Source organism: Lysinibacillus sp. NPDC093210 (genome assembly GCF_044753985.1).
GTDB lineage: Bacteria > Bacillota > Bacilli > Bacillales_A > Planococcaceae > Lysinibacillus.
In genome coordinates this window covers 370,160-391,972 of record NZ_JBIVOE010000003.1, presented here as the reverse complement: position 1 = coordinate 391,972, position 21,813 = coordinate 370,160, and the positions used below count along the sequence as shown (strand labels likewise).

The window sequence follows — 21,813 nt, the reverse complement described above, 5'->3', positions numbered from 1 at the left end:
ATATGAAGATAGTTTTAGGAGGGAGTAATAGTGGTTATTGAAAATGTAATAGAATTGAATGAACATAATATTTCTCAAAGTGGATGCTTTTGTCAACGTAGTAAAACGAATGCTACAGGGTACATAAATAAAAATAAATGGCTTCTTGAACGATTTCACGAAGGTTTAAAGTATATAAAAATAATGGAGAATAATAAGCAGGCAGGATTTATTGAATATACACCAATTGAGTCTTCTTCAAGAGTTGTATTTGGTGAAAACTATTTGGTGATTCATTGTTTATGGGTAGGTATTACGGGAAAGGGCTATGCCTCTAAATTGATTAATAAGTGTCTATTAGATGCTAAGGAACAAAATAAGGCAGGGGTAATTGTTATCACAAACCCAGATACTTCTTGGACTCCAAGTAAGCCTATTTTTTTGAAGCATAATTTCAAAGAAATAGCTCACGCACCATATGGCTTTGAGTTGCTAGTTTGTAAATTTGGAAATGCCCCTGATCCATACTTTCCGAATGACTGGGATGAGCGGCTGTCTCCCTTTCAAAAGTTAACAATTTTCCGTACTCCTCAATGCCCATTTGTAGATATTGCAACGGACAATGTTGTGGAGGGAGCAAAAAAACTTGGCATCCAGGCACAATTAATTGATTTGCAAAATAGGGAAGAATTGTTGAGACTTTCTCCAACACCCTATGGTATTTATGGAGTCGTCTATAAAAGTAAATTAATAGCATTTCACAGACTTACTGTTCATTCAGCGATGAAGCGTTTAAAAGAATTACGTAAATTATAACAGAGACATTGTAGATGAAAATAATAAATCTGGACGCAATTACGCAGAGAGAAGCCATAGAATCGCCTGTAAACCTAGAAAAATAGCCGATAGAAGTCCAAAAATCGCTGGTAAGACAGGAGAAAACGCTAGTAAAAGTCCGTGAATCGCCTGTAAACCTTCGGAAAGTAACTGCCGTAGAAGACATCAATGGCATAGAAAAAAGTGTCAGATTGATTGCAGTCAATCTAACACTTATTTCTTTTGTCACAGCAGTTTGGCTTTAGACAAATTTATTTAAATTAAAATTGAAGATGTTTTTCGATATACGCTTTTACATCAGCGATTGGCATACGAACTTGTTCCATTGAATCACGGTGACGAACAGTTACTTGACCGTCTTCTTTTGAATCGAAATCGAATGTGATACAGAATGGCGTACCGATTTCATCTTGACGACGGTAGCGTTTACCAATTGATTGAGATTCATCAAAATCTACTGGGAACGATTTGCGTAGCTCTGACCATACATCTGCAGCCTCATCCGATAACTTTTTAGAAAGTGGAAGTACTGCTGCTTTAAACGGTGCTAAAGCAGGGTGGAAGCGTAAAACTGTACGTTTGTCATCACCCTCTAGCTCTTCTTCATCATAAGCGTCACATAAAAATGCTAATGTAACACGATCAGCACCTAGAGATGGCTCGATGCAGTAAGGTACATAGCGTTCGTTTGACACAGGGTCAATATAAGTGAAATCTTCACCTGAATGCTCCATATGTTGTTTTAAGTCGTAATCTGTACGATCAGCTACACCCCAAAGCTCACCCCAGCCGAATGGGAATTTAAATTCGATATCTGTTGTTGCGTTAGAGTAATGTGATAATTCGTCATCCTCGTGGTCACGTAAACGCATCGAATCTTCTTTCATCCCTAAGTTCAGTAACCAGTTTTTACAGAATTCTTTCCAATATGCATGCCATTCAAGATCCTCACCTGGTTTACAGAAGAATTCAAGCTCCATTTGTTCAAATTCACGTGTACGGAATGTGAAGTTCCCTGGTGTAATTTCGTTACGGAAAGATTTACCGATTTGTGCAATACCGAATGGTGTACGTTTACGCATAGAACGTTGTACGTTTTTAAAGTTTACGAAAATTCCTTGTGCAGTTTCAGGACGTAGGTAGATTTCGTTAGTAGAAGATTCTGTAACACCTTGGAATGTTTTAAACATTAAATTAAATTGACGGATATCAGTGAAATCTGCTTTCCCACAGTCAGGACAAACAACATCGTATTTCACCATTGTTTCTTTCATTTGATCAAATGTCATACCGTCTACAATAATTTCATCGCCTTTTGCCAGTGCAGCATCCTCGATGATTTTATCTGCACGATGGCGCGCTTTACAAGCTTTACAGTCTACCATTGGGTCGTTGAAGTTGCCAACGTGACCAGATGCAACCCATGCTTTTGGATTCATAAGGATTGCCGCATCAATCCCAACATTATGTTCGGATTCTTGGACAAACTTTAGCCACCAAGCTTTTTTTACATTATTTTTTAATTCAACACCTAGTGGACCGTAATCCCATGTGTTTGCTAAGCCTCCGTAGATTTCAGAACCTGGGAAGACAAAGCCTCGATGCTTTGCTAAAGATACGATTGTTTCCATTGATTTGTTAGCCATTATAATAGCCTCCTTCATAATTTTTACTTGCACAAGAGTGAAAAGTAATTGTGTTACCTGACGAATTGGGGAATGACCAGTATAACCTTGTCAATTTCAAATCTAATTCGCCACATGCGCATATTGCATGATTTTAATTTAGCACGATCTAAATTAAAAATAGCACCCGTCTCCGGGCACAAATAATGCCCAGGGACGAGTGCTAATACCCGCGGTTCCACCCTGATTGTTTTAAACGAACTGTTTAAAACCTCTTTTCTAAAAGTTAGCTCAAGGAGTGCCTTTTCTCTGCCACATTGTAGACTTTCACCAATTTCTACTCGCTAAAAATTGAACAGATACTTTTTTCCTATCATCGCCTATATAACGCAAGTTTGCTCGAAAATACATTTAGAGCAAGCGTATGTGTCAATATTGTAGCATGTAGTTCTTTTCTTCGCAATAACCATTAAAATAGTATATAATAATTGAGCATAAGTATAACACTATTAGATTTGAGGCGGTGAGTCCAATCGAACTCAACAAACGTCAGGAAGACATTTTACAAATTGTGAAAGAGAACGGCCCGATAACAGGGGAGCATATTGCAGAACGTCTCAATCTGACAAGAGCGACTTTAAGACCAGACTTAGCAATTTTGACAATGGCTGGCTTTCTAGATGCTAGACCACGAGTTGGTTATTTCTATTCTGGGAAAAAAACATCCGTAACTTTAATGGATAGCATTAACAATTTAAAAGTAAAAGATTTTCACTCGGGACCTGTTGTTGTACCTGAAACAATGACGGTATATGATGCCATTTGTTTCATGTTTTCAGAGGATGTCGGAACCCTTTTTGTCGTTGATAAGAACGAATTTTTAACTGGGGTTCTCTCTCGTAAAGATTTACTGCGTACAAGTATTGGCACGCAGGATTTAAATAAAATTCCTGTACATATTATTATGACACGAATGCCAAATATCTCGTACTGTGAAAGATCAGATTCGTTAGTTGTTGCAGCAAATAAGTTAATAGAACGAGAAGTAGATTCGTTACCGGTAATCGAACCTCAAGAGGGTGGATTGACAATAGTTGGCCGTTTAACGAAAACGACCATTACACGTGCTTTCTTATCTCTTGCGCAAAATGTCTAACAGTTGAAGGGGAACAGCATGAAGAGATTACGCGTTTTTGTTATATCTGATTCCGTCGGCGAAACTGGTGATCAAGTAGCTAAGGCAGTTATTAGCCAGTTCCGACCAGGCTTAGAAAATACGATTATTCGGCGCTTTCCGCATATTCAAACAGAAGAGCTTGTTCGAAAAATAGTCTGCCTCGCTGCGAAACAGAAGGCATTTGTAGTTTATACACTTGTTCGACAAGACATGCGCGCATTATTGCATGATCTATGCGAAAAAGAAAAAGTTCATGCTGTGGATATATTGGGACCAGCGTTAAAATCGATGGCAACCTTTATGGAAGAAATGCCATTAGAGACTCCGGGTATTGTACATCAACTGGATGATGATTACTTTAAAAAAATTGAGGCTATTGAATTTGCAGTGAAGTACGATGATGGCAGAGATCCACGAGGCTTATTGCAAGCTGACATTGTACTCGTTGGAGTTTCACGCACTTCAAAAACACCGCTTTCACAGTATTTAGCACATAAACGTTATAAGGTGGCAAATGTACCATTAGTTCCGGAGGTAGCCCCGCCAGAAGAATTATTGAAAATTGATTCGAAAAAATGTTTTGGCTTAGTTATTTCTCCTGATAAATTAAACTCGATAAGAAAAGAAAGATTAATGACCTTGGGTTTAAATGATGACGCCATCTATGCGCAACATGTACGTATTTTAGAGGAAATACAACATTTTGAAAAAGTTGTTAATGAAATAGGTTGCAAAGTGATTGATGTAACGAACAAAGCAGTAGAGGAAACAGCTAACGTTATTATTGAATATCTTGCAAGCCGTAAATAAGAAACCAAATTCAGTAAACCACCTCGGGTTATTAGAGGCGGTTTTTTTGAGTCGGTTTTTAAAATTGTATAGATAAATACTAAAATTTGTTTTATAATAATAAAATTGTGGTAAAAATATTTAAAATGAGAAAAATCCTATTTTTTTGTCGAGAAATAAAGGATTTTTAAAACGGATATCGAATTGTGTTCTAGAACGTAAATTAAAGATGGTGATGAATTTGGCAGGGAAAATACCAGAAGAAGTGATTGAGCAGATACGGACACAATCAGATATTGTGGATGTCATAAGCGAATATATGCAGCTGACAAAGCGTGGGCGCAATTGGTTTGGTCTCTGTCCTTTTCATGGAGAACAAACGCCATCTTTTTCTGTGTCAACAGACAAACAGATTTTTCACTGCTTTGGTTGCGGAGCAGGTGGTAATGCTATTACTTTCGTCATGGATATCGAAGGGATTTCTTTCCCAGACGCCGTCGTAAAACTTGGTGAACGTGTTGGTATGCATTTAGATGTAGGCCCAAGCTTACCAGAGGCGACGACAAAGATTTCTAAAGCGGAAGAGAGGATGAAAGAAGCGCATGCTTTTGCGGCAGATTTTTTTCATCATTTACTGCTAAACACAGAAGATGGGGAAGAGCCTTTAAATTATTTGCTAGAAAGAGGATTTACAAGGGAACTTATCGAATCTAATAGCATTGGATGGTCTCTCCCAAGCTTTGATGCATTAACGATATTGCTTGAAAGAAAAGGTTATAACTTACAAGAAATCGCAGATAGTGGTCTAGTAATCAAACGTGAAGGGGAAGAACGCTATTTTGATCGTTTTCGAGGACGTATTATGTTCCCGATTCGTGATGAGAACGGTAAAATTATTGCCTTCTCAGGACGAATATTGTCATCGACAGGTGAAGAGGCAAAATATTTAAATAGTCCAGAATCACCAATTTTTCAAAAGAGTGAAGTGTTATATAACCTAGATAAGGCACGAACCTCTATTAGAAAAAATCGTCAAGTAGTGTTGATGGAAGGTTTTATGGATGTTTTGGCTGCAAGCTCAGTTGGCGTAACAAATGCCGTAGCAACAATGGGAACCTCGCTTACGAATCAGCATATCACAAAGCTCAAACGCTTAGTAGAGCAAGTTACGATTTGCTATGACGGTGATAATGCTGGATTTGATGCGGCGAAAAGAGCGGCACAGTTACTACAAACGGAGCGCATGAAAGTTAATATTGCGGTGATACCTGATAAGCTCGATCCTGATGAGTATATTCAAAGTTTAGGTGGACAGGCTTTTAAGGAACAAATTTTGGAAAACCCACATACGTATATTGCTTTTATGATGATGCATGCTAGACGAAATAAGAATTTTCAATTTGAAAATGATACGCTTCAATATATTCAAGAAGTACTCGAACAATTAGTGGGTAGCTCCTCACCAATTGAGCGAGATTTGTATATCCGACAGCTATCAAATGAAACGACGATATCGGAAGAAGCTATTTATGCCCAATTCCGAAAACTAGAGGCAAATCAAGTACGCTCTGCGAAAGTGGAAATGCCAACGCATACACCTTCGATGCCAGTCACGCAGCAACAAAAGCCTATGGACGCAGCCGAACGTGCCGAACGTTTATTACTTGCTCATATGCTTCATAATATAGATGTAGTGGACAGGGTATTACGTAGTGAGCAAACAGAGCCTTTTGTAAGAGATGCATATATGGCTGTTTTTGTTCGATTGGTAGGATTTTATGAGGAATATGGTCATCCAGATTATCAGCGCTTTGTAGAAATCTTAGATGACGCTGAATTACGCAAAATTGTTATGGAAGCTGCTTTAGTAGAACGTGATCCTGACCAGGCAGAATCAGAAATCGCAGATTCTATCCGACAGCTTCAAAAATATAGAATTGAGCAAGAAATTCATCAAAAGATGCATGAGTCAAAGGAAGCGGAGAAGATGCACGAGTATGCGCGTGCTCTTGAAATCGCCCAACAGATTATTCATTTAAGAAAATCGTTATCGGCGATTTAACCCGATTCGGTTGTTTAGAAGGAGGAAGGTTTATGGCGGACAAGTCTGAACGTTCAAAAGAGGTAGAAGTAGAAATTACATTAGATGAGGCAAAAAAATTACTACAAGAAAAGGCGAAAACTGAAGGGGAAATTTCGATGAAGGAAATTTCAGAGAAATTATTGCCTTATGAATTGGAAAATGAAGAAGTTTTCCACTTCGCTGAAGATCTTGAAAAAAATAAAGACATTCAAATTATTGGTAAAGAAGAATTTGAAGAAGAGAGCTTAATGAAAGAAGAAGCTAACGAAGAAACGTTCGATTTAAACGATTTGAGCGTACCACCAGGCGTGAAAATTAATGATCCTGTACGTATGTATTTGAAAGAGATTGGACGTGTTGATTTACTTTCTGCAGAGCAGGAAATTGCTTTAGCAGAGCGTATTGAGCAAGGTGATGAAGAAGCACGTAAACGTTTAGCAGAGGCGAATTTACGTCTTGTAGTATCGATTGCAAAACGCTATGTTGGTCGTGGAATGCTATTCCTTGATTTAATTCAAGAGGGGAACATGGGGCTTATTAAGGCAGTTGAGAAATTCGACTACCGCAAAGGCTTTAAATTCTCAACGTATGCAACATGGTGGATTCGTCAAGCAATCACACGTGCAATTGCCGACCAAGCGCGTACAATTCGTATTCCTGTACACATGGTAGAAACGATTAATAAACTAATCCGTGTACAACGTCAATTGTTACAAGACTTAGGTCGTGAGCCGTCTCCAGAAGAAATTGGTGAGGAAATGGATTTAACACCTGAAAAAGTACGTGAAATTTTAAAAATTGCACAAGAACCTGTATCTCTTGAAACGCCAATCGGTGAAGAAGATGATTCACACTTAGGGGATTTCATTGAGGACTCTGAAGCACAGTCTCCTTCTGACCATGCAGCATATGAATTGTTAAAAGAGCAACTAGAAGATGTATTAGATACATTAACAGACCGTGAAGAAAACGTACTTCGTTTACGTTTTGGTTTAGATGATGGTCGTACACGTACATTAGAAGAGGTAGGTAAAGTATTTGGTGTAACACGTGAACGTATTCGCCAAATTGAAGCAAAGGCACTTCGTAAGTTACGCCATCCTTCTCGCAGCAAACGATTAAAAGATTTCTTGGAATAATAAACAAACACAATACTTTTACTATAAATACAAACCTCGCCATTACTATTCATGGCGGGGTTTGCCTTGTATTAGCGATTGAAACGCAACTACAAAACAGCAATACCCTCGATATAATCAATATATTATCGGAAGCAACTTTAAAAAATTTGCTAAAGTGAATAAAAATATATAATTTGAACGGTGTAGTAGTTCCATTTTTGCGACTTTTTACAGATGTTCTTTCATGAATTGTGAGATAAAATTGTATTACAACCATTATTAAGCAATGTTTGGAGAATATACGATGACAAATCCACGGAAAAAGATTATTTTAAATGAGATATTGTTTTGGAAGCAAAATAAGCTATTACCAGAGCACTACTGTGACTTTTTAGCGACTCTTTATGCAGAGGGAAATGATATAGAGGAGTTAGAGTCAGCAACTCATAAACAGGCTGTATTGCCTTTAGAAAAAAGAAAAATGTTGTTCTTCATTGTGGGATTATGCTTGGGTATGATGGTGCTCTTGTATTTTTACTTTACAGTAACTTCTTTGTTGCTTGTTTTAACGGGCATTGTAGCAATCGCTGCAATTACATTATTCATAATAGCTTTCCGGTCTGCGAGCAAAAATAACTTATTAGCGCCTGCTTTGCATATTATTGCTGCTATATTGTTATTTAGTTTATCGATTCGCATGTATACTACATATTTTAGTGGAAATAATATAGCGTTATTTGCCTTTATAGCGGCAAATTGTGGCGTCTGGTTATTTTCAGGCTTAAAAATGAAACTACTTTATTTCACAGTCTCTGGTGTTCTAGGGCTAGTGGCACTAATTGGTTATTACTTGTATAATTTTATGTAAATTTAAATACCCTTCTATGACTACTATTGTTCATAGAAGGGTATTTATTTTTCTAATATAGTAGTATGGCTTTATTGGAAAAGTAATTTCAAAAGAAATTTAATAAAAAAATAGTGAATAATAATATATTGAAATAATAGTATAACCTATTTATGCAAATGTTATTATATATAGTCAGCTTAATAAAGCACAAAGGTTTAAGTAGAAAGGAGCAATTAATTTTCATCGTTAGACGTATATGAATGCAATGGAAGTGGCAAAATATTTGCGAGAAGTAAAACGATTTTAGTTTGGAAAGGGTTCTCCATAAGTCTAAATATTGGTTTTAACAAGACATAATTTATCCAATTGATACAGAAATGTCGAAATTGTTACAAACAAAGGAAAACTTAGCGAATGGGGCTTTTCGTTTCATGTTTAATGCAGTACAATATTAGATGTTGACTGATTCTATATTATAATAGAAGTAGATTTATTAATGAGGAGGGGAAACATATGAAAAACAATCCAGTCGTTCCTTACATCTTGATTCTGGCATTTGGTATTGGTCTTATTTTCTTCATGTCTTTACAAGGCGCAGATAACAAGAAAGAAATTGCTGCTGAACATGAGGGTGGTGGCGAAACTACAGAAGCTAATGATGATGGTTCTGCATTAGTACAAACTTGTATCGGTTGTCACGGTGGTGACTTAACTGGTAGTGTTGGTCCAAACCTACATGGTTTAGATGAAGCTCATATCGTAGACGTGTTGACAAACGGTATTCCAGGAACTCCAATGACACCAGGAATGAAAAACGAAGCGGAAGCAAAAGCAATCGCTGAGTACATTTCTACTCTAGAATAGTTTTGAAAAGTGGCTGTACTAAAAGTGTAATTACGCTTTTAGTACAGCTTCTATTATTATAATGGGGTTGCTCAATATATGAGACAACGCCATTTGTTTTTTTGTTCAACATCATACATACTAGAATGGACTCTATATAAGGTAGGCGGTTAAAAATGAACGCACAAAAATTATCAAAACGATTAGAAACAGTGGCAAAATTTGTTCCAACAGGTGCGGTTGTGGCGGATATTGGCAGTGATCATTCTTATTTACCATGCTATTTAATTCATAAGGGAATAGCTACTAGCGCAGTAGCAGGGGAAGTTGTGAAAGGCCCTTATGATTCAGCGGTGGGACAAGTGAAAAAAGAAGGATTAACAGAAAAAATCACGGTTAGACTGGCAGACGGCTTAGCTGCAGTGGAAGACTCAGACCATGTAGATACTATTACAATTGCTGGAATGGGTGGACCTCTTATTGTGTCGATATTAGAGAAACATCCACAAAGCTTACAAGGTGTCACACGTCTAATTTTGCAGCCAAATATTCATGCAAAAGTAATTCGGGAATGGGCTTTAAAAAATAATTGGGCGATCCTCGATGAAGATATTTTAGAGGAAGATGAAAAAATTTACGAAATTCTTGTTTTACAACGAGGGCCGATGGAGCTAACTGCAGCAGACATCTTATTTGGACCTAAATTATTACTTCGTAAATCTCCAGCATTTATGAAAAAATGGAATCGAGAAAAGGAAAATTGGCAGCGCGTTTTACAATCTATTGAAGGGGCCGAGCCGACACTTGAAATTGAGGAAAAACGTGCAGAATTAAAAGCGCTACTTGATTTAGTGGAAGGGGTTTTATAGCATGAAATCTGTCAATGGTCAGGAAATTATACAAGTATTTGAATCGTGGTCACCAAAGAATCTTGCATGCATGGAAAATGATCCAATTGGGCTTGCCATTGGAACATTAAATAAACCAGTAAGTAAGGTTTTAATCACATTGGATGTCAATGAAGCGGTGGCAGACGAAGCAATCGAACAAGGTTGTGAACTAATTATCGCGCATCATCCACCAATTTTTCGTCGCCTAGCAAATATTCGTACGGACAATCCAGCAGGACAATTATACGAAAAGCTTATCAAGCATGATATAGCTGTTTATGCAGCGCATACAAATTTAGATGTGGCTGTGGGTGGTGTCAATGATTTATTGGCTGATGCACTGCTACTTGAAAAACGTTCTATTTTAGAAGAAACATATGCTGAGGATGTTCTTAAGTTAGCTGTGTTCGTTCCGACGGCAAATGCTGATACGTTACGTGAGGCACTAGCAAAGGCAGGAGCTGGGCGTATAGGTTCTTATGAAGCATGTAGCTATACAACAACTGGGGAAGGTCGATTCCGAGCACTAGAAGGGGCTAATCCGTATGTTGGATCAGTTGGTGAATTACATGTGGAGGAAGAAGTCAAAGTGGAAGTTGTATTCCCAACTTCTATTAAAAATCGTGTTTTAAAAGCGATGTTAAATGCCCATCCATATGAGGAGCCTGCGTATGATGTAATTCGATTAGATCAGCAAACGAACATTATGGGATTAGGTCGTGTTGGCTATTTACCTAAAGAAATGACATTAAAAGACTTTGCAGAGTTTGTAAAGAAACAACTAGATGTGCCAGCAGTTCGTGTTGTCGGCGATTTGCAGTCAACAGTAAGAAAGATTGCCCTAGTTGGTGGAGACGGAAATAAGTATATTTATACGGCAAAGCGTGCTGGAGCGGATGTGTTTTTAACAGGCGATATGTATTTCCATACTGCACAAGATGCGCAGGCAATTGGTTTGCAAATTGTTGACCCAGGTCACCACGTAGAAAAAGTAATGATTGCAGGAGTTGCGAAAAAAATGGCAACGATGTGTGAGACAAAAAAATATGCAGTAGAGTTTATTCAATCTACTATTCATACAGAACCGTTTTTATTTGTCTAAGAGAGGGGAATTGGTGTGGCAAATGGGAGGCCTGCTGGCAATAGTGCTGGCAAGTTATGGATTATCATTGGGTTACTAATTGCTGTGTTCGGAGGCGGCATGACAATCATGACGAATATGATGAATGAGAAAAAAATAGATGCAATGACCGAGCAATGTGAAGACGATGGGGGCAAAGCCATTGTATCGAAAGAAAAGAATTTTTTATCAACGAACTATTCGTTTGAATGTAAAAAATAACACGATTAGCGCATTAATGAACGCGACTTTTAAAGGTAGTTCCTTTAAAGGTTGCGTTTTTTTGTTGTAAATGCACTATTGTCTACAGCCAATTTTTATTTAACTGCTGTTGATTTCCGCTACGGGAGGACGCTTTCCGCGGGCACACCGTAAGCCGCAACCCTCGCTAACGCGCGGTCTGTTGCGTCTTTCGTTGTGTGCTGTTCCCGCAGGAGTCTCGCCTCCCTCCGCTACAATCAACTAGTATCACATTCATAGATGAATATTGCCGTTGAATTCCGCTACGGGCAGAGCTTTCAAGGCAGCAACTCTGTAAGCTGCAACCCTCGCGCTCTGCGCTACAGTAGACTAATCCGGTAGGTAGGGGAATTCGCATTGATAACTATCAAAAATTAATTGCCAAAGGACATCATGGGTGAAGATGCAACTTGTGACACGTTTAATCAATATTTAAAAAATATTGATTTTTCTATTAATTTATGCTAAATAAAAAATAACTAGATATAAAGAATCATTTGGTAAATAAATTTTGAAGTGAAATTACATAATTTAGAAAAATATTAAAATGATAATGTGTTTTGAATATAAGCCATTGGTTTATAGATAGATTTAAAAATAGTTTAAAAGGAAGGAGTGAAAAGCTGTGAGCGTAAAAAAATAATAGCATTTATAGCATTTATGGCAAATGAAGGTGGCACTTGGGAGTATGGATTTTGGAATGCTAAAGTTCTTTCATACTACACAGTGGATCGTTGCATGGAAGCACGGTGATACTGAATTACTGTGACCAGTTAAAATCTACTTAGCGTCATTTGAACAATCAAATTAGCAAACATTAATAGAATTATTGATTTTTGGAAGGGTATTTCTGTATGAAAAGAGGCGATGAAGGTGAAATTTAAAAAGATTCCAGCACCATATGTTTATCTAATGCTAATATTTATTTCGTTACAATCATTAATCAGGGATTATGAAAGTCAGCCTATTTGGGTAAAGGGTTTTGGTATATTTGGCATTTTAGGATTTTCCGTACTCACATATTTGGAGAGAGATAAATTTTTCAAAAAGTAAAGAGTCTATCAAATTTTTATACATTACATAAAAAAATAGCCTTTACACAAGATTCTTCCTTGTCAAATGAAAGGAGGTGAATAATATGTTAGCCAAAAAAACTGTGAGGGTGAAAATAGTCGTGTTAGCGTTGGTGGCATTATTGTTATTGCCATCTGGGGTTTTGGCAGTGTCACATCATGCTATTTATGATCCTTTAATTGTTGCAACAGCAACGGTTGCCACACAAAGTGATCAATTCAACCAAAGAGACGTTTCTCGTAAATGGCTAGCACCAGGACCAATCACACAATATCCAAATGAAGGTGGCACTTGGGAGTATGGATTTTGGAATGCTAAAGTTCGTTCATACTACACAGTGGATCGCTGTCATGGAAGCACGGTAGAGTTGAATGGTAATCGATCAAGATCAGCTGATACAGCACCAGGACAAAGATCCATTGCTGAACTTTGGGCGGTGCAGTACCCTACCCACGTTGATCGTTATTACTATCGTGTATGCGATTAATTACTAAAACTTCATACTTTAGAGGCTTGGAATGTCTTTCGCAGTAGGCTTTCCAAGCTTCTCAATTAAGGAGGAGAGTCATGCTTAAAAGAGCAATACAATTGACATCTTTGATTTGTGTAATGATGCTGTCTCTGCTTATTTTTCAATATACGTCACTTGTCCAACAACGACTGCCATTAGGCACTACGAATCAATTTGATTTAAATCTTGCAGAAACTACTATTGCAAAAGATAAATTGGTTTCGGAGCTTAATCAACTAACAGATCAATATAAAGCGATCGTAGTAAAAACTTCTGTTGACCCAGAAAACTATGACAATAAAAAAGATATTATTTATTTTGGGACTGCTAAACCAGCATTTCATGGCTTGCTTATAGAGCAGAATGAGATTAAGTGGTTCGAATCTTCTTTAACAGGTGAATTGCTTTCAACTGCAGACATAGGCACCCGTTCTTTAGCAGGCACCTATGCTTTTAACGCCGGGAAAGATTTCCGAGAAGCACTTGAACATTGGACGCAACAGCATCAAATTGGGCTTTTATGGGTTTCGGAACCATCTAATTTAACAATTTTATATGCATACTTATTTCAAAATGGTATAGGAAATGCAGTGCTCGCTTCCTTGCTGTTATTAGTAACGACAATTAGTACGTGGATATTTCAACATGCAAAAGCAAGGTCTATTCGATTATTAGGCGGTGTGAAAGCAAGGAAAATTCATGTGGAGGATACAACGACAATAGTATCTTTTATCTTTGTCGGTTTTTTACTAGGTTTGTTTATTTCATTAGGCTATGTAGGTGTCATAAAGGACATTCGACAAATTCCATTGGTATTCAATCGTCTACTACTTTGTCTAGCGCTTTTCTTATTTGTCGTTGGCATCATTACAGCATTGCTTTCGCTAATTGCTAGTCCAAAAGCTGCCCATATAGCGAAAAGACAAATTCCGTTGAAGCGGTTTTCCGTAATGGGAAAGCTAAATCATGTTCTTGTTATGATTTTATCGCTAATTGTTTTCCCGACCATCATCACATCTTTACTAATAACCAATCAACTGTCGAAAGAATATGCGCTTTGGGACAAAATGCACAATATCGTTCGGCTATCAATCTTTGACTTGGATTCATTAGAACAAGAGGCGACACTTCCCGATGTAGAAGCTTTTTTTTCTAAAATGCAAGAAGCTAAAAATTTAAGTCTTTCTTTCGTTATCGATAAAGCGATTTTTTTAGAGCCACATCAAATGGGAGGCTATGATCATATTATTATGACAGATCGTGCTTGGATTGATTTGCTAGAAATAGGTGTGGAAACAGAAGGCAAGGGCGGGAAACTCATTGCAAAAAATGTTAAAGATTTACCAGATGAATTGGCTTCATTTTTAGAAGGTCAAATTCCGCTATGGACGAAACAGACTGATGTCTATCCAGCGCAAGGTTTAACTTTTTACGAATATGTGGGAACGAAATTTCTTGCATTACCACCAAATGTTGGTTTGGCAGGTGAAACAGTGCAAGCAGAAAATCCGTTAGTTATACTGATAGATGGTCAGCTAACAGACATTGTAAAAACGAAAGGGTTCTTAATATCTTTAGCTTCTAGTGGAAATATCGTTTTTTTTGATGAGAATCATTTACAAGCCGCTATAGCTAACTCCGTTATGAAACCTTCTATCACGTCCATTAATGGGATAGCAGACGTTGCTTTGGAAACGGCTCAAAGGTTTAAGCAACAATACGTCTATTATATTGTATCGGGTATGCTTATTTTGGTAACAATGTTTTTGACCGGTGTATTGAATGGTAGGCTTTGGGCTGGCACGAATGTAAAACGTATCTTCACTTTGCACACATTTGGTTTGCCTTACGCAACGATTGTTGGACCGGTTTTAAAACGACAACTATTTACAATCATTATTACAACGATTGTCGGATCCGTAATCGCCTATTTTATACACTACATGGAACTTAGCATATTACTTTCATCTGCTTTGCTTGTCGGAATTTTATATTGGATAGGAAGTTATCTTTCCTTTAAGAGTTCCGCAAAGCAAGCATTTTATCGTTCTAGTCATCGGTACAATTAAATGAACTAAAGGGGTAATTTATATGGTGATTCAAACAAAAAATATTGGCATTGAAATTAGTGGGAAAAAGATTTTTTCTAATATATCACTTAATATTAATCGGAACGAAATGATTGCCATTACGGGTCCGTCTGGTAGCGGCAAAACAACACTTTTAAATTGTTTAGGGCTTATTCAATCAGTTAATAGGGGGGACATATTAATAGAAAACCAAAATGCTAGTAAATGGAAGGAGAAAGAAAAAACGAACTTTTGGAAAGAAAAAGCAGCATTTATTTATCAAGACTATGGCATTATTGAAGATGAAAACATCAGTTATAATGTGACATTAAATAAGCGACAAGCAAAAACAAAGGTTGTTGACGAAATCCTACATACAGTTGGACTCAGTGGAAGAGGGCAAGATATGGCAGCTGTTTTATCAGGGGGAGAAAAACAGCGACTTGGCGTAGCACGCGCAATTTATAAGAAAGCCACAATTATATTTGCGGATGAACCAACAGCCTCTCTTGATAAATCGAACAGAGAAACTATTATTAAACTATTAAAAACATGTAGTCAAAACGGTGCGAGTGTGATCATTGCAACGCACGATGAAAGACTTGTAACTGTCTGCGATAGACGTATTGATTTAGTTTAATTTTTCTAAGTGAGGGGAAATGACAAGTTATCATAGATGATTGGTTTGGGTTCGAGACGGATGACAATTATAAGTTGGAATGTGAAAAATAATAAAAATGGTCACTATAGAAAAATTAAGCATTGGTCTATACTTGTTTTAAGGTAATGCAGAAGGGAGTGGCGAAATGTGTTTATCCGTTTAACAAAGGAGCAACAAGAGCAAATCATCGCCGATATACAACGCTTTTTCTATAATCAACGTGATGAGGATATTTCTGATTTTGAAGCGGAAAGAGTATTTGATTTTGTGAAAGAAAATATTGCTCCATATATTTATAATGCAGCGATTTCGGATGCAAAATATGTTATGGATAGTCAGTTATCTGCTATTGAAGATGAGCTGGTGGCTTTAGAACGCCCAATAAAATTAAAATGATAACGAAAAGAGAAACGATTACTAGAAAATTGTTTCTCTTTCTTTAGTGAAAACAACCATTATTAGTATTCTTTGGGTTTAAAACAAAAAAATAACACTAAACAATTGACAAGTGCAATGTAAATATGTTAATTTTATCTCGAAATAAAGATACATGAATTCAAAGTAACTGAGATGGGAAGGTTACTTTATGATTTTTGATTGAATAAAGTACTTTTTATTTGAACACCATGGGTAAGAGCGCAAATTTTTTGAACATCTTCAAAGATTAATGCAATCGGCAAAGCACTTTTAGGTACGAATAAGGAGGAATAGTGATGTTGAAAATTGGGATTATTTTAGGTAGTACACGTGAAGGACGTGTAAGTCCACAAGTTGGTCAGTGGGTAAAGGAATTAGCAGAAAAACGTCGTGATGCTGAATATGAAATTATTGATATTGCTGACTTCAAATTACCTCTTTTAGGAGAGCCAGGTGGCGACGCTTCTGGAGCGGCAGCATGGTCTCAAAGAGTTGCTGCATGTGATGGGTTTGTTTTTATTGTGCAAGAATACAATCATTCTATTTCAGGAGCGCTTAAAAATGCTTTAGATTATTTACGTGAAGAATGGAATAATAAAGCAGCTGGTATCGTGTCATACGGTTCAGTAGGTGGTGCACGTGCGGCCGAACATTTACGTGGTATTCTAGGAGAATTATCAGTAGCAGATGTTCGTGTACACCCTGCACTGTCGTTATTTACTGATTTCGAAAATGGCAATGTGTTTAAACCAAAAGATGTGCAAGCTGATTCAGTAAACCAAATGTTAGATCAAGTCATTCCATGGGCAACAGCCTTAAAAACAATTCGCTAGGCTAGAGTGAATTAGATAGCAGTTTATAAAGCATACTGGAATACTTCCAGTATGCTTTTTTGGTGCCAGGCACCCAAACAATTTTGAAAAAAAAGAAAATTTTTCGTTGGTCACTTCAATACGTTATGCTAATATAACAGTATAATATTGGTTAGTTCTTCTGTGAAATCGATGATTATATTCTAATTACAAAGTGGGGAAGTAAATGAAAACAATAACTGTTCAACATTATGATGCATTTAGTCATGTACCAAATAAGGGGAATCCTGCTGGAGTAGTAGTGGAAGGAAATCAATACAGTGAGCATGAGATGCAAGAAATTGCGAAAATGGTTGGTTTCAATGAAACAGCCTTTGCATTGACATCTGAAAAAGCTGATATACGCATTCGTTATTTTACCCCAGGGCATGAAGTCAATTTATGTGGACATGCCACAATGGCAACTATTTATGCATTACAAACGCAAGGTTTATTAGCGAACAAAACGACTATTACTATCGAAACCAAGGCTGGGATATTACCAATTCGTCTGGAAGAAAAAGAAGAAAAGCTATACATAACAATGCAGCATGCTGCACCACAATTTGAAGCATTTAATGGCTCTAGAGCGGCGCTTGCTGAGTCAATGGGCATTGACGAGGATGAATTACATTCAGATTTACCAATTGTCTATGGTAGCACAGGATTGTGGACCTTACTAATACCTGTACAAAAATTAAGCTCTTTCAAAAAGATGAATCCACAAACCGCTAAATTTCCGTCTATCTTAAAAGAAATGCCAAAAGCTTCATTGCATCCATTTTGTTTAGAGGCATTTGATGAAACAGCAGACATGCATGCAAGACATTTTTCTTCCCCATACTCTGGCACAATTCAAGATATAGTAACGGGAACGGCTTCAGGTGTGATGGGGGCATATTATGCGAAATATGTTGATAGTGATGTAACATACCCAAAAACACTTATTGTTGAACAAGGACAAGAGCTTGATCGAGATGGTCGCGTGTATGTTCATGTAAATAAAATAAACAACAACTTGGACATTTCGATTACTGGAACTGCTGTCTATGTTAAGGAATTGAAAGTGGAAATATAAGTGCCAGGCACTCACACAATTTACCATGCTAATCAAGTATTTTATGACTTACCAAGGAAAAATCCACGTAGACTCCTGCGGGAACAGCACAGGTTGCGTCTTACACGTGCCCGCGGAAAGCGAAGTGGATTTTTATGATTTAGTAGCTGAAATTAAGCTAGGTGTTTAGGCTAGTGTCAGGCACCCAAACAATTTGAAACAAAAGAGACTGTTCATTGCTAGAACAGTCTCTTTCATTACTTTTGTAAAATATCACATACTCTACCTATTTGGCCATCCATTAAACGAACTTTAATGCCATGTGGATGGTGTGAGGAATTGGTTAAAATATCTTTTACAATCCCACGCGTTTTAACGCCTGTTCGCTGATCTTTTTTGAGAATAATGTTGACTACAAGCCCTGGGTGAATATCTTTTCTATTTTGACCGTTCATACGTAACCTCACATGTATATAGAATGATTCAAATTATAGCATAAGTGCAGTTAGTTACCTATTGCAAATAGTGATTGAAACAATGAGGCAAGTAAAGCAACAAATAAAGCATCCTCTGAATGGAATAGCTTGTAAACGATGCCATCCCGTACTATCCCATTTTCTACGTAGTTTGCACTCGCAATTTTTTCATCATTACAATATAAATAAGCAGTTGACGTGAAATCTTTCTCGAAACGAAAGACAAGACCATCCATCGTAAAGGAATAGGAAGATTCTAATAGTTGAACAGTTTTTCTTTGGACAGGAATGCTACTCCCATCAGGCATAATTATTTCATGACTGACACCTTTAGTGAGCAGCGTAGAACGCACTTGAAAAAGGGGTTCTCCAAGAGTTGTCCGTGTTTCATAACGGTGTGGTAACGGTTGCTGTGATGCTACTAGAGAGGCTGCATTAAGTACTTTTCCGATATTTGAGCGCTCAACTTTTTGGAGTATGCAGACTGTTTCATTTTGACTGTTTAGGATTGGTAATTTTGAAAGTCTATCAAATGCTTGTGGATATGTAAGTGTAAATGTTGCCATAAAAAAACCTCCAATCTACTTACTATACGCGTAAGCTAGACTGGAGGTTTCACTATTATTAGTTAGAAATAATTTTACCGGATAGTGCACGTTTTTCTTGCTCTGGATCGAAAAAACCGCTTGATGTAATAAAACTACATTAAATTGTAATTTCACTACATACTGCTGATAAAAATATGATAAAAAATAGTAATTAGTAACAAAATTACGCCTTTTTAGATGAATAAACTTGAACGGATATTTTTAGTGTAGTAAAATTACAATTGAATTTAGGAGGCGATTTCTAATTGTTAAGTTTCGAAGAACGAATAAATAGTAAAGTGAATGCGCTAACAATTGCTGAGAAAAAAGTTGTTGAACAGCTGAAAATGCATGAACAACCATTTTTGTTATCAATGAACGAACTCTCTACATTAAGCAACGTAAGTGAACCTAGTGTTGTTCGTTTGTATAGAAAACTTGGTTATGCCAGTTACCAAGAGTTAAAAGTCGCACTGGCCCAAGAGCAAGTGAATAACAACTACTCAACAATGTCGAACCAGAATGAGATTAGCGATGAAGATCTTGCGGATGTTGTTTTTGATAAAATTTCAGATCAGCTTTCTATAGCCATGTCGATGACTAAAAAGAAATTAAACGTCAAGCACATGGAAGAAGCTGTTCAAATAATTTCAAAAGCAAAGAGACTATTTTTCTTCGGACAAGGTCTTTCCGGTACGATGGCTGAAGACGGCGCTCATAAATTTATGAGGATAGGCAATACAACAATTGCTGTTAAGGATCCACATTATCAAGCGATATATGCCAATCATATGAACAAGGAAGATGTTGTAATTGTAATATCTCATTCAGGGGAAACGGTCAATATTATTGAAGTCGTTAAAATGAGTCAAAAAAGTGGTGCGTATGTCATTGTCATTACATCGAGTTCAAACACAACGCTTGCCAAAATGGCTGATACACTGCTCCTTACACAGGCGCAAGAGACTGAAAAACGGTCTGATGCGATGGTCAGCCGTCTCATGCAGCTTACATTAATTGACACATTATTTACAAGAGTTGTTGCAATCGGGGGTAGTCGTGTCAAAGAATCCATTAATATATCACGGTTAGCTGTTACAAGAATGAAAAAATAATAGTTAAAATGTAAGCGTTGTCACCTTAAAGATATTTTACTTAAGGAGGATACACTGCAATGTTAACAGGTAATACACTCATTTTTGGGTTTGTTCTTGCTCTAATTATATTGTTTGTCCTAATTATTAGATTCAAGTGGGATGCTTTCGTCTCTCTTTTAGTAGTTGCCCTTGGTCTCGGCTTATTATCAGGTATTCCAGCGAAAGAAGTCCCTGGTGTAATAGCCACAGGATTTGGCAATACACTAGCTGGCGTCGGTATTTTGATTGGACTTGGAATAATCTTTGGTCAATTTTTAGCATCATCAGGTGCCATTAGTAAAATTGCTACTGGTTTGCTGAGTGTATTTGGGGTCAAAAAGTCTCCCTACGCAATTGCATTGACATCAATTACTGTTGCAATACCTGTATTCTTTGATGCAGCGTTTATTATACTACATAAATTAATTCAAAATATTTCACTTAAAACAAAAATTTCTCTTGCTACTTTTGTTGCGATTCTCTCGATTGGGTTAATCACAGCTCATAGTTTAATTATTCCGACACCAGGACCATTGGTTGTAGCCGACCAAACAGGATCAGATATCGGTATGTTCTTTATTTATGGACTGCTAGTTTCAATTCCTGGAGTACTAGTAGGCGGTGTAATCTATGGAAAGTTTATTGGAAAGCGAATTAAAAATGAGGTACGTCTTGATGAATCCGACATTGCGGAAACAGACAGCACTCTTAATGGAAGAAAAGAAATTTCAACCGTTCTTTCTTTTGGGATGCTCGCTTTACCAATCATCTTGATTTTATCGAATACGCTAATAAATTTATTTTTCAGAGACACCACAGAACAATTCGTTCCGACATTTTTTTCAGTTATTGGAGATAAAAATGTTGCGTTGTTAATCAGTGTGGTTGTCGCAATGTTCGCCTTAAAGCCATACATCAAGGAAGAAACTAAAAGCATTTTTGTCATTGCGTTTAATCAATGTGGCTTAGTCATACTTATTACTGGTGCAGGGGGTGCCTTTGGTAAAGTTGTTCAAGAAACGGGCATTGGTGATTTAATTATTAATATGATGCAAGGACTGAATATGCCTGCAATACTGCTTGCTTTCTTATTTGCGCAAATTCTTCGTGCTTCCCTGGGATCTGCAACGGTTGCTCTTGTAACAACATCAGCAATTATGGGACCGATAGCGGTGGAGCTTGGCGTATCACCGGTCATATTAGGTCTTGCAATCTGTGCTGGTGGAGTCGGTTTATCACTACCAAACGATTCTGGTTTCTGGGTAGTAAGTAAATTTGGACGTTTATCGATGACAGAAACAATAAAAGTTTGGTCTATTGGAGGCTTCTTATCAGGGGCGTCAGTGTTAATATTCGTCTACATTCTAAGTATGTTCCAAGGAATTTTACCAGGTTTGTAATTTACTTGTTCAATAGCGAC

At 37.2% G+C, this 21,813-nt stretch carries 21 protein-coding genes; 18 read left to right on the top strand and 3 right to left on the bottom strand.

Annotation, left to right across the window (positions count from 1 at the left end; genetic code table 11):
- The first annotated feature begins 30 nt into the window (after positions 1–30).
- Entirely contained in the window at positions 31–795 is a 765-nt protein-coding gene (locus ACIP9C_RS11140; RefSeq protein ID WP_401010535.1) for a GNAT family N-acetyltransferase, read from the top strand.
- A gap of 281 nt (positions 796–1,076) precedes the next feature.
- Here ACIP9C_RS11140 and ACIP9C_RS11135 read toward each other — a convergent pair whose 3' ends face one another.
- Positions 1,077–2,462 carry a glycine--tRNA ligase gene (locus ACIP9C_RS11135; RefSeq protein WP_401010533.1) on the bottom strand — a complete coding sequence of 462 codons (1,386 nt, stop codon included), beginning with the start codon at positions 2,460–2,462 and terminating at the stop codon, positions 1,077–1,079.
- Between the two features lie 502 nt (positions 2,463–2,964).
- Here ACIP9C_RS11135 and ccpN point away from each other — a divergent pair.
- The 15 genes from ccpN (at position 2,965) to ACIP9C_RS11060 (ending at position 18,215) form a co-directional block, all read left to right on the top strand.
- Positions 2,965–3,597: a transcriptional regulator CcpN gene (gene ccpN / locus ACIP9C_RS11130; RefSeq protein WP_172772074.1), complete on the top strand. Its 633-nt coding sequence runs from the start codon at positions 2,965–2,967 to the stop codon at positions 3,595–3,597.
- 18 nt (positions 3,598–3,615) lie between these two features.
- Positions 3,616–4,428: a pyruvate, water dikinase regulatory protein gene (locus ACIP9C_RS11125; protein ID WP_401010531.1), complete on the top strand. Its 813-nt coding sequence runs from the start codon at positions 3,616–3,618 to the stop codon at positions 4,426–4,428.
- Positions 4,429–4,636: 208 nt separating this feature from the next.
- Positions 4,637–6,469 carry a DNA primase gene (gene dnaG, locus ACIP9C_RS11120; RefSeq protein ID WP_401010529.1) on the top strand — a complete coding sequence of 611 codons (1,833 nt, stop codon included), beginning with the start codon at positions 4,637–4,639 and terminating at the stop codon, positions 6,467–6,469.
- A 32-nt stretch (positions 6,470–6,501) separates the two neighbouring features.
- Entirely contained in the window at positions 6,502–7,629 is a 1,128-nt protein-coding gene (rpoD, locus tag ACIP9C_RS11115; RefSeq protein ID WP_172772072.1) for an RNA polymerase sigma factor RpoD, read from the top strand.
- Positions 7,630–7,915: 286 nt separating this feature from the next.
- Positions 7,916–8,479: a hypothetical protein gene (locus tag ACIP9C_RS11110; RefSeq protein WP_401010526.1), complete on the top strand. Its 564-nt coding sequence runs from the start codon at positions 7,916–7,918 to the stop codon at positions 8,477–8,479.
- Between the two features lie 495 nt (positions 8,480–8,974).
- The gene (gene cccA, locus ACIP9C_RS11105; protein WP_172772070.1) at positions 8,975–9,325 is read left to right on the top strand and encodes a cytochrome c550; all 351 of its coding nucleotides are present in this window, start codon (positions 8,975–8,977) and stop codon (positions 9,323–9,325) included.
- A 155-nt stretch (positions 9,326–9,480) separates the two neighbouring features.
- Positions 9,481–10,173: a tRNA (adenine(22)-N(1))-methyltransferase gene (locus tag ACIP9C_RS11100; RefSeq protein WP_401010524.1), complete on the top strand. Its 693-nt coding sequence runs from the start codon at positions 9,481–9,483 to the stop codon at positions 10,171–10,173.
- A gap of 1 nt (position 10,174) precedes the next feature.
- Positions 10,175–11,296: a Nif3-like dinuclear metal center hexameric protein gene (locus tag ACIP9C_RS11095; RefSeq protein WP_401010522.1), complete on the top strand. Its 1,122-nt coding sequence runs from the start codon at positions 10,175–10,177 to the stop codon at positions 11,294–11,296.
- 15 nt (positions 11,297–11,311) lie between these two features.
- Positions 11,312–11,536: a hypothetical protein gene (locus tag ACIP9C_RS11090; RefSeq protein WP_401010520.1), complete on the top strand. Its 225-nt coding sequence runs from the start codon at positions 11,312–11,314 to the stop codon at positions 11,534–11,536.
- Positions 11,537–12,692: 1,156 nt separating this feature from the next.
- Complete coding sequence (locus ACIP9C_RS11085; protein ID WP_401010518.1) at positions 12,693–13,115, top strand: lactococcin 972 family bacteriocin; 423 nt, start codon at positions 12,693–12,695, stop codon at positions 13,113–13,115.
- Positions 13,116–13,195: 80 nt separating this feature from the next.
- Positions 13,196–15,208 carry a hypothetical protein gene (locus ACIP9C_RS11080; protein ID WP_401010516.1) on the top strand — a complete coding sequence of 671 codons (2,013 nt, stop codon included), beginning with the start codon at positions 13,196–13,198 and terminating at the stop codon, positions 15,206–15,208.
- Between the two features lie 22 nt (positions 15,209–15,230).
- The gene (locus ACIP9C_RS11075) at positions 15,231–15,848 is read left to right on the top strand and encodes an ABC transporter ATP-binding protein (RefSeq protein WP_401010514.1); all 618 of its coding nucleotides are present in this window, start codon (positions 15,231–15,233) and stop codon (positions 15,846–15,848) included.
- Positions 15,849–16,016: 168 nt separating this feature from the next.
- Positions 16,017–16,265 carry a DUF2164 domain-containing protein gene (locus tag ACIP9C_RS11070; protein ID WP_401010512.1) on the top strand — a complete coding sequence of 83 codons (249 nt, stop codon included), beginning with the start codon at positions 16,017–16,019 and terminating at the stop codon, positions 16,263–16,265.
- A gap of 317 nt (positions 16,266–16,582) precedes the next feature.
- On the top strand, positions 16,583–17,119 hold the full coding sequence (locus tag ACIP9C_RS11065) for an NADPH-dependent FMN reductase (protein ID WP_340823651.1): 537 nt from the start codon (positions 16,583–16,585) through the stop codon (positions 17,117–17,119).
- Positions 17,120–17,324: 205 nt separating this feature from the next.
- Positions 17,325–18,215, top strand: a complete 891-nt coding sequence (locus ACIP9C_RS11060) for a PhzF family phenazine biosynthesis isomerase (protein WP_401010509.1) — start codon at positions 17,325–17,327, stop codon at positions 18,213–18,215.
- Positions 18,216–18,451: 236 nt separating this feature from the next.
- Here ACIP9C_RS11060 and ACIP9C_RS11055 read toward each other — a convergent pair whose 3' ends face one another.
- A complete protein-coding gene (locus ACIP9C_RS11055) occupies positions 18,452–18,649 on the bottom strand; it encodes a YwbE family protein (RefSeq protein WP_401010507.1) in 198 nt (65 codons plus the stop codon).
- Between the two features lie 50 nt (positions 18,650–18,699).
- On the bottom strand, positions 18,700–19,236 hold the full coding sequence (locus ACIP9C_RS11050) for a tubby C-terminal domain-like protein (RefSeq protein ID WP_401010505.1): 537 nt from the start codon (positions 19,234–19,236) through the stop codon (positions 18,700–18,702).
- Positions 19,237–19,523: 287 nt separating this feature from the next.
- Between ACIP9C_RS11050 and ACIP9C_RS11045 the strand changes: the two genes are divergently transcribed.
- Together ACIP9C_RS11045 and ACIP9C_RS11040 are read left to right on the top strand one after the other, a co-directional pair.
- Positions 19,524–20,372, top strand: a complete 849-nt coding sequence (locus ACIP9C_RS11045) for a MurR/RpiR family transcriptional regulator (protein WP_401010504.1) — start codon at positions 19,524–19,526, stop codon at positions 20,370–20,372.
- A gap of 59 nt (positions 20,373–20,431) precedes the next feature.
- Entirely contained in the window at positions 20,432–21,793 is a 1,362-nt protein-coding gene (locus ACIP9C_RS11040; protein WP_401010502.1) for a GntP family permease, read from the top strand.
- The last annotated feature ends 20 nt before the right edge of the window (positions 21,794–21,813 follow it).

Excerpts from the sequence above, each read along its gene's own strand:
- ACIP9C_RS11080 (WP_401010516.1), top strand. The coding sequence starts at position 13,196 with ATGCTTAAAAGAGCAATACAATTGACATCTTTGATTTGTGTAATGATG.
- ACIP9C_RS11095 (WP_401010522.1), top strand. The coding sequence starts at position 10,175 with ATGAAATCTGTCAATGGTCAGGAAATTATACAAGTATTTGAATCGTGG.
- ACIP9C_RS11075 (WP_401010514.1), top strand. The coding sequence starts at position 15,231 with ATGGTGATTCAAACAAAAAATATTGGCATTGAAATTAGTGGGAAAAAG.
- ACIP9C_RS11100 (WP_401010524.1), top strand. The coding sequence starts at position 9,481 with ATGAACGCACAAAAATTATCAAAACGATTAGAAACAGTGGCAAAATTT.
- ACIP9C_RS11055 (WP_401010507.1), bottom strand. The coding sequence starts at position 18,649 with ATGAACGGTCAAAATAGAAAAGATATTCACCCAGGGCTTGTAGTCAAC.
- cccA (WP_172772070.1), top strand. The coding sequence starts at position 8,975 with ATGAAAAACAATCCAGTCGTTCCTTACATCTTGATTCTGGCATTTGGT.
- ACIP9C_RS11050 (WP_401010505.1), bottom strand. The coding sequence starts at position 19,236 with ATGGCAACATTTACACTTACATATCCACAAGCATTTGATAGACTTTCA.
- rpoD (WP_172772072.1), top strand. The coding sequence starts at position 6,502 with ATGGCGGACAAGTCTGAACGTTCAAAAGAGGTAGAAGTAGAAATTACA.
- ACIP9C_RS11060 (WP_401010509.1), top strand. The coding sequence starts at position 17,325 with ATGAAAACAATAACTGTTCAACATTATGATGCATTTAGTCATGTACCA.
- ACIP9C_RS11085 (WP_401010518.1), top strand. The coding sequence starts at position 12,693 with ATGTTAGCCAAAAAAACTGTGAGGGTGAAAATAGTCGTGTTAGCGTTG.
- ACIP9C_RS11110 (WP_401010526.1), top strand. The coding sequence starts at position 7,916 with ATGACAAATCCACGGAAAAAGATTATTTTAAATGAGATATTGTTTTGG.
- ACIP9C_RS11125 (WP_401010531.1), top strand. The coding sequence starts at position 3,616 with ATGAAGAGATTACGCGTTTTTGTTATATCTGATTCCGTCGGCGAAACT.
- ACIP9C_RS11040 (WP_401010502.1), top strand. The coding sequence starts at position 20,432 with ATGTTAACAGGTAATACACTCATTTTTGGGTTTGTTCTTGCTCTAATT.
- ACIP9C_RS11135 (WP_401010533.1), bottom strand. The coding sequence starts at position 2,462 with ATGGCTAACAAATCAATGGAAACAATCGTATCTTTAGCAAAGCATCGA.
- dnaG (WP_401010529.1), top strand. The coding sequence starts at position 4,637 with ATGGTGATGAATTTGGCAGGGAAAATACCAGAAGAAGTGATTGAGCAG.
- ACIP9C_RS11065 (WP_340823651.1), top strand. The coding sequence starts at position 16,583 with ATGTTGAAAATTGGGATTATTTTAGGTAGTACACGTGAAGGACGTGTA.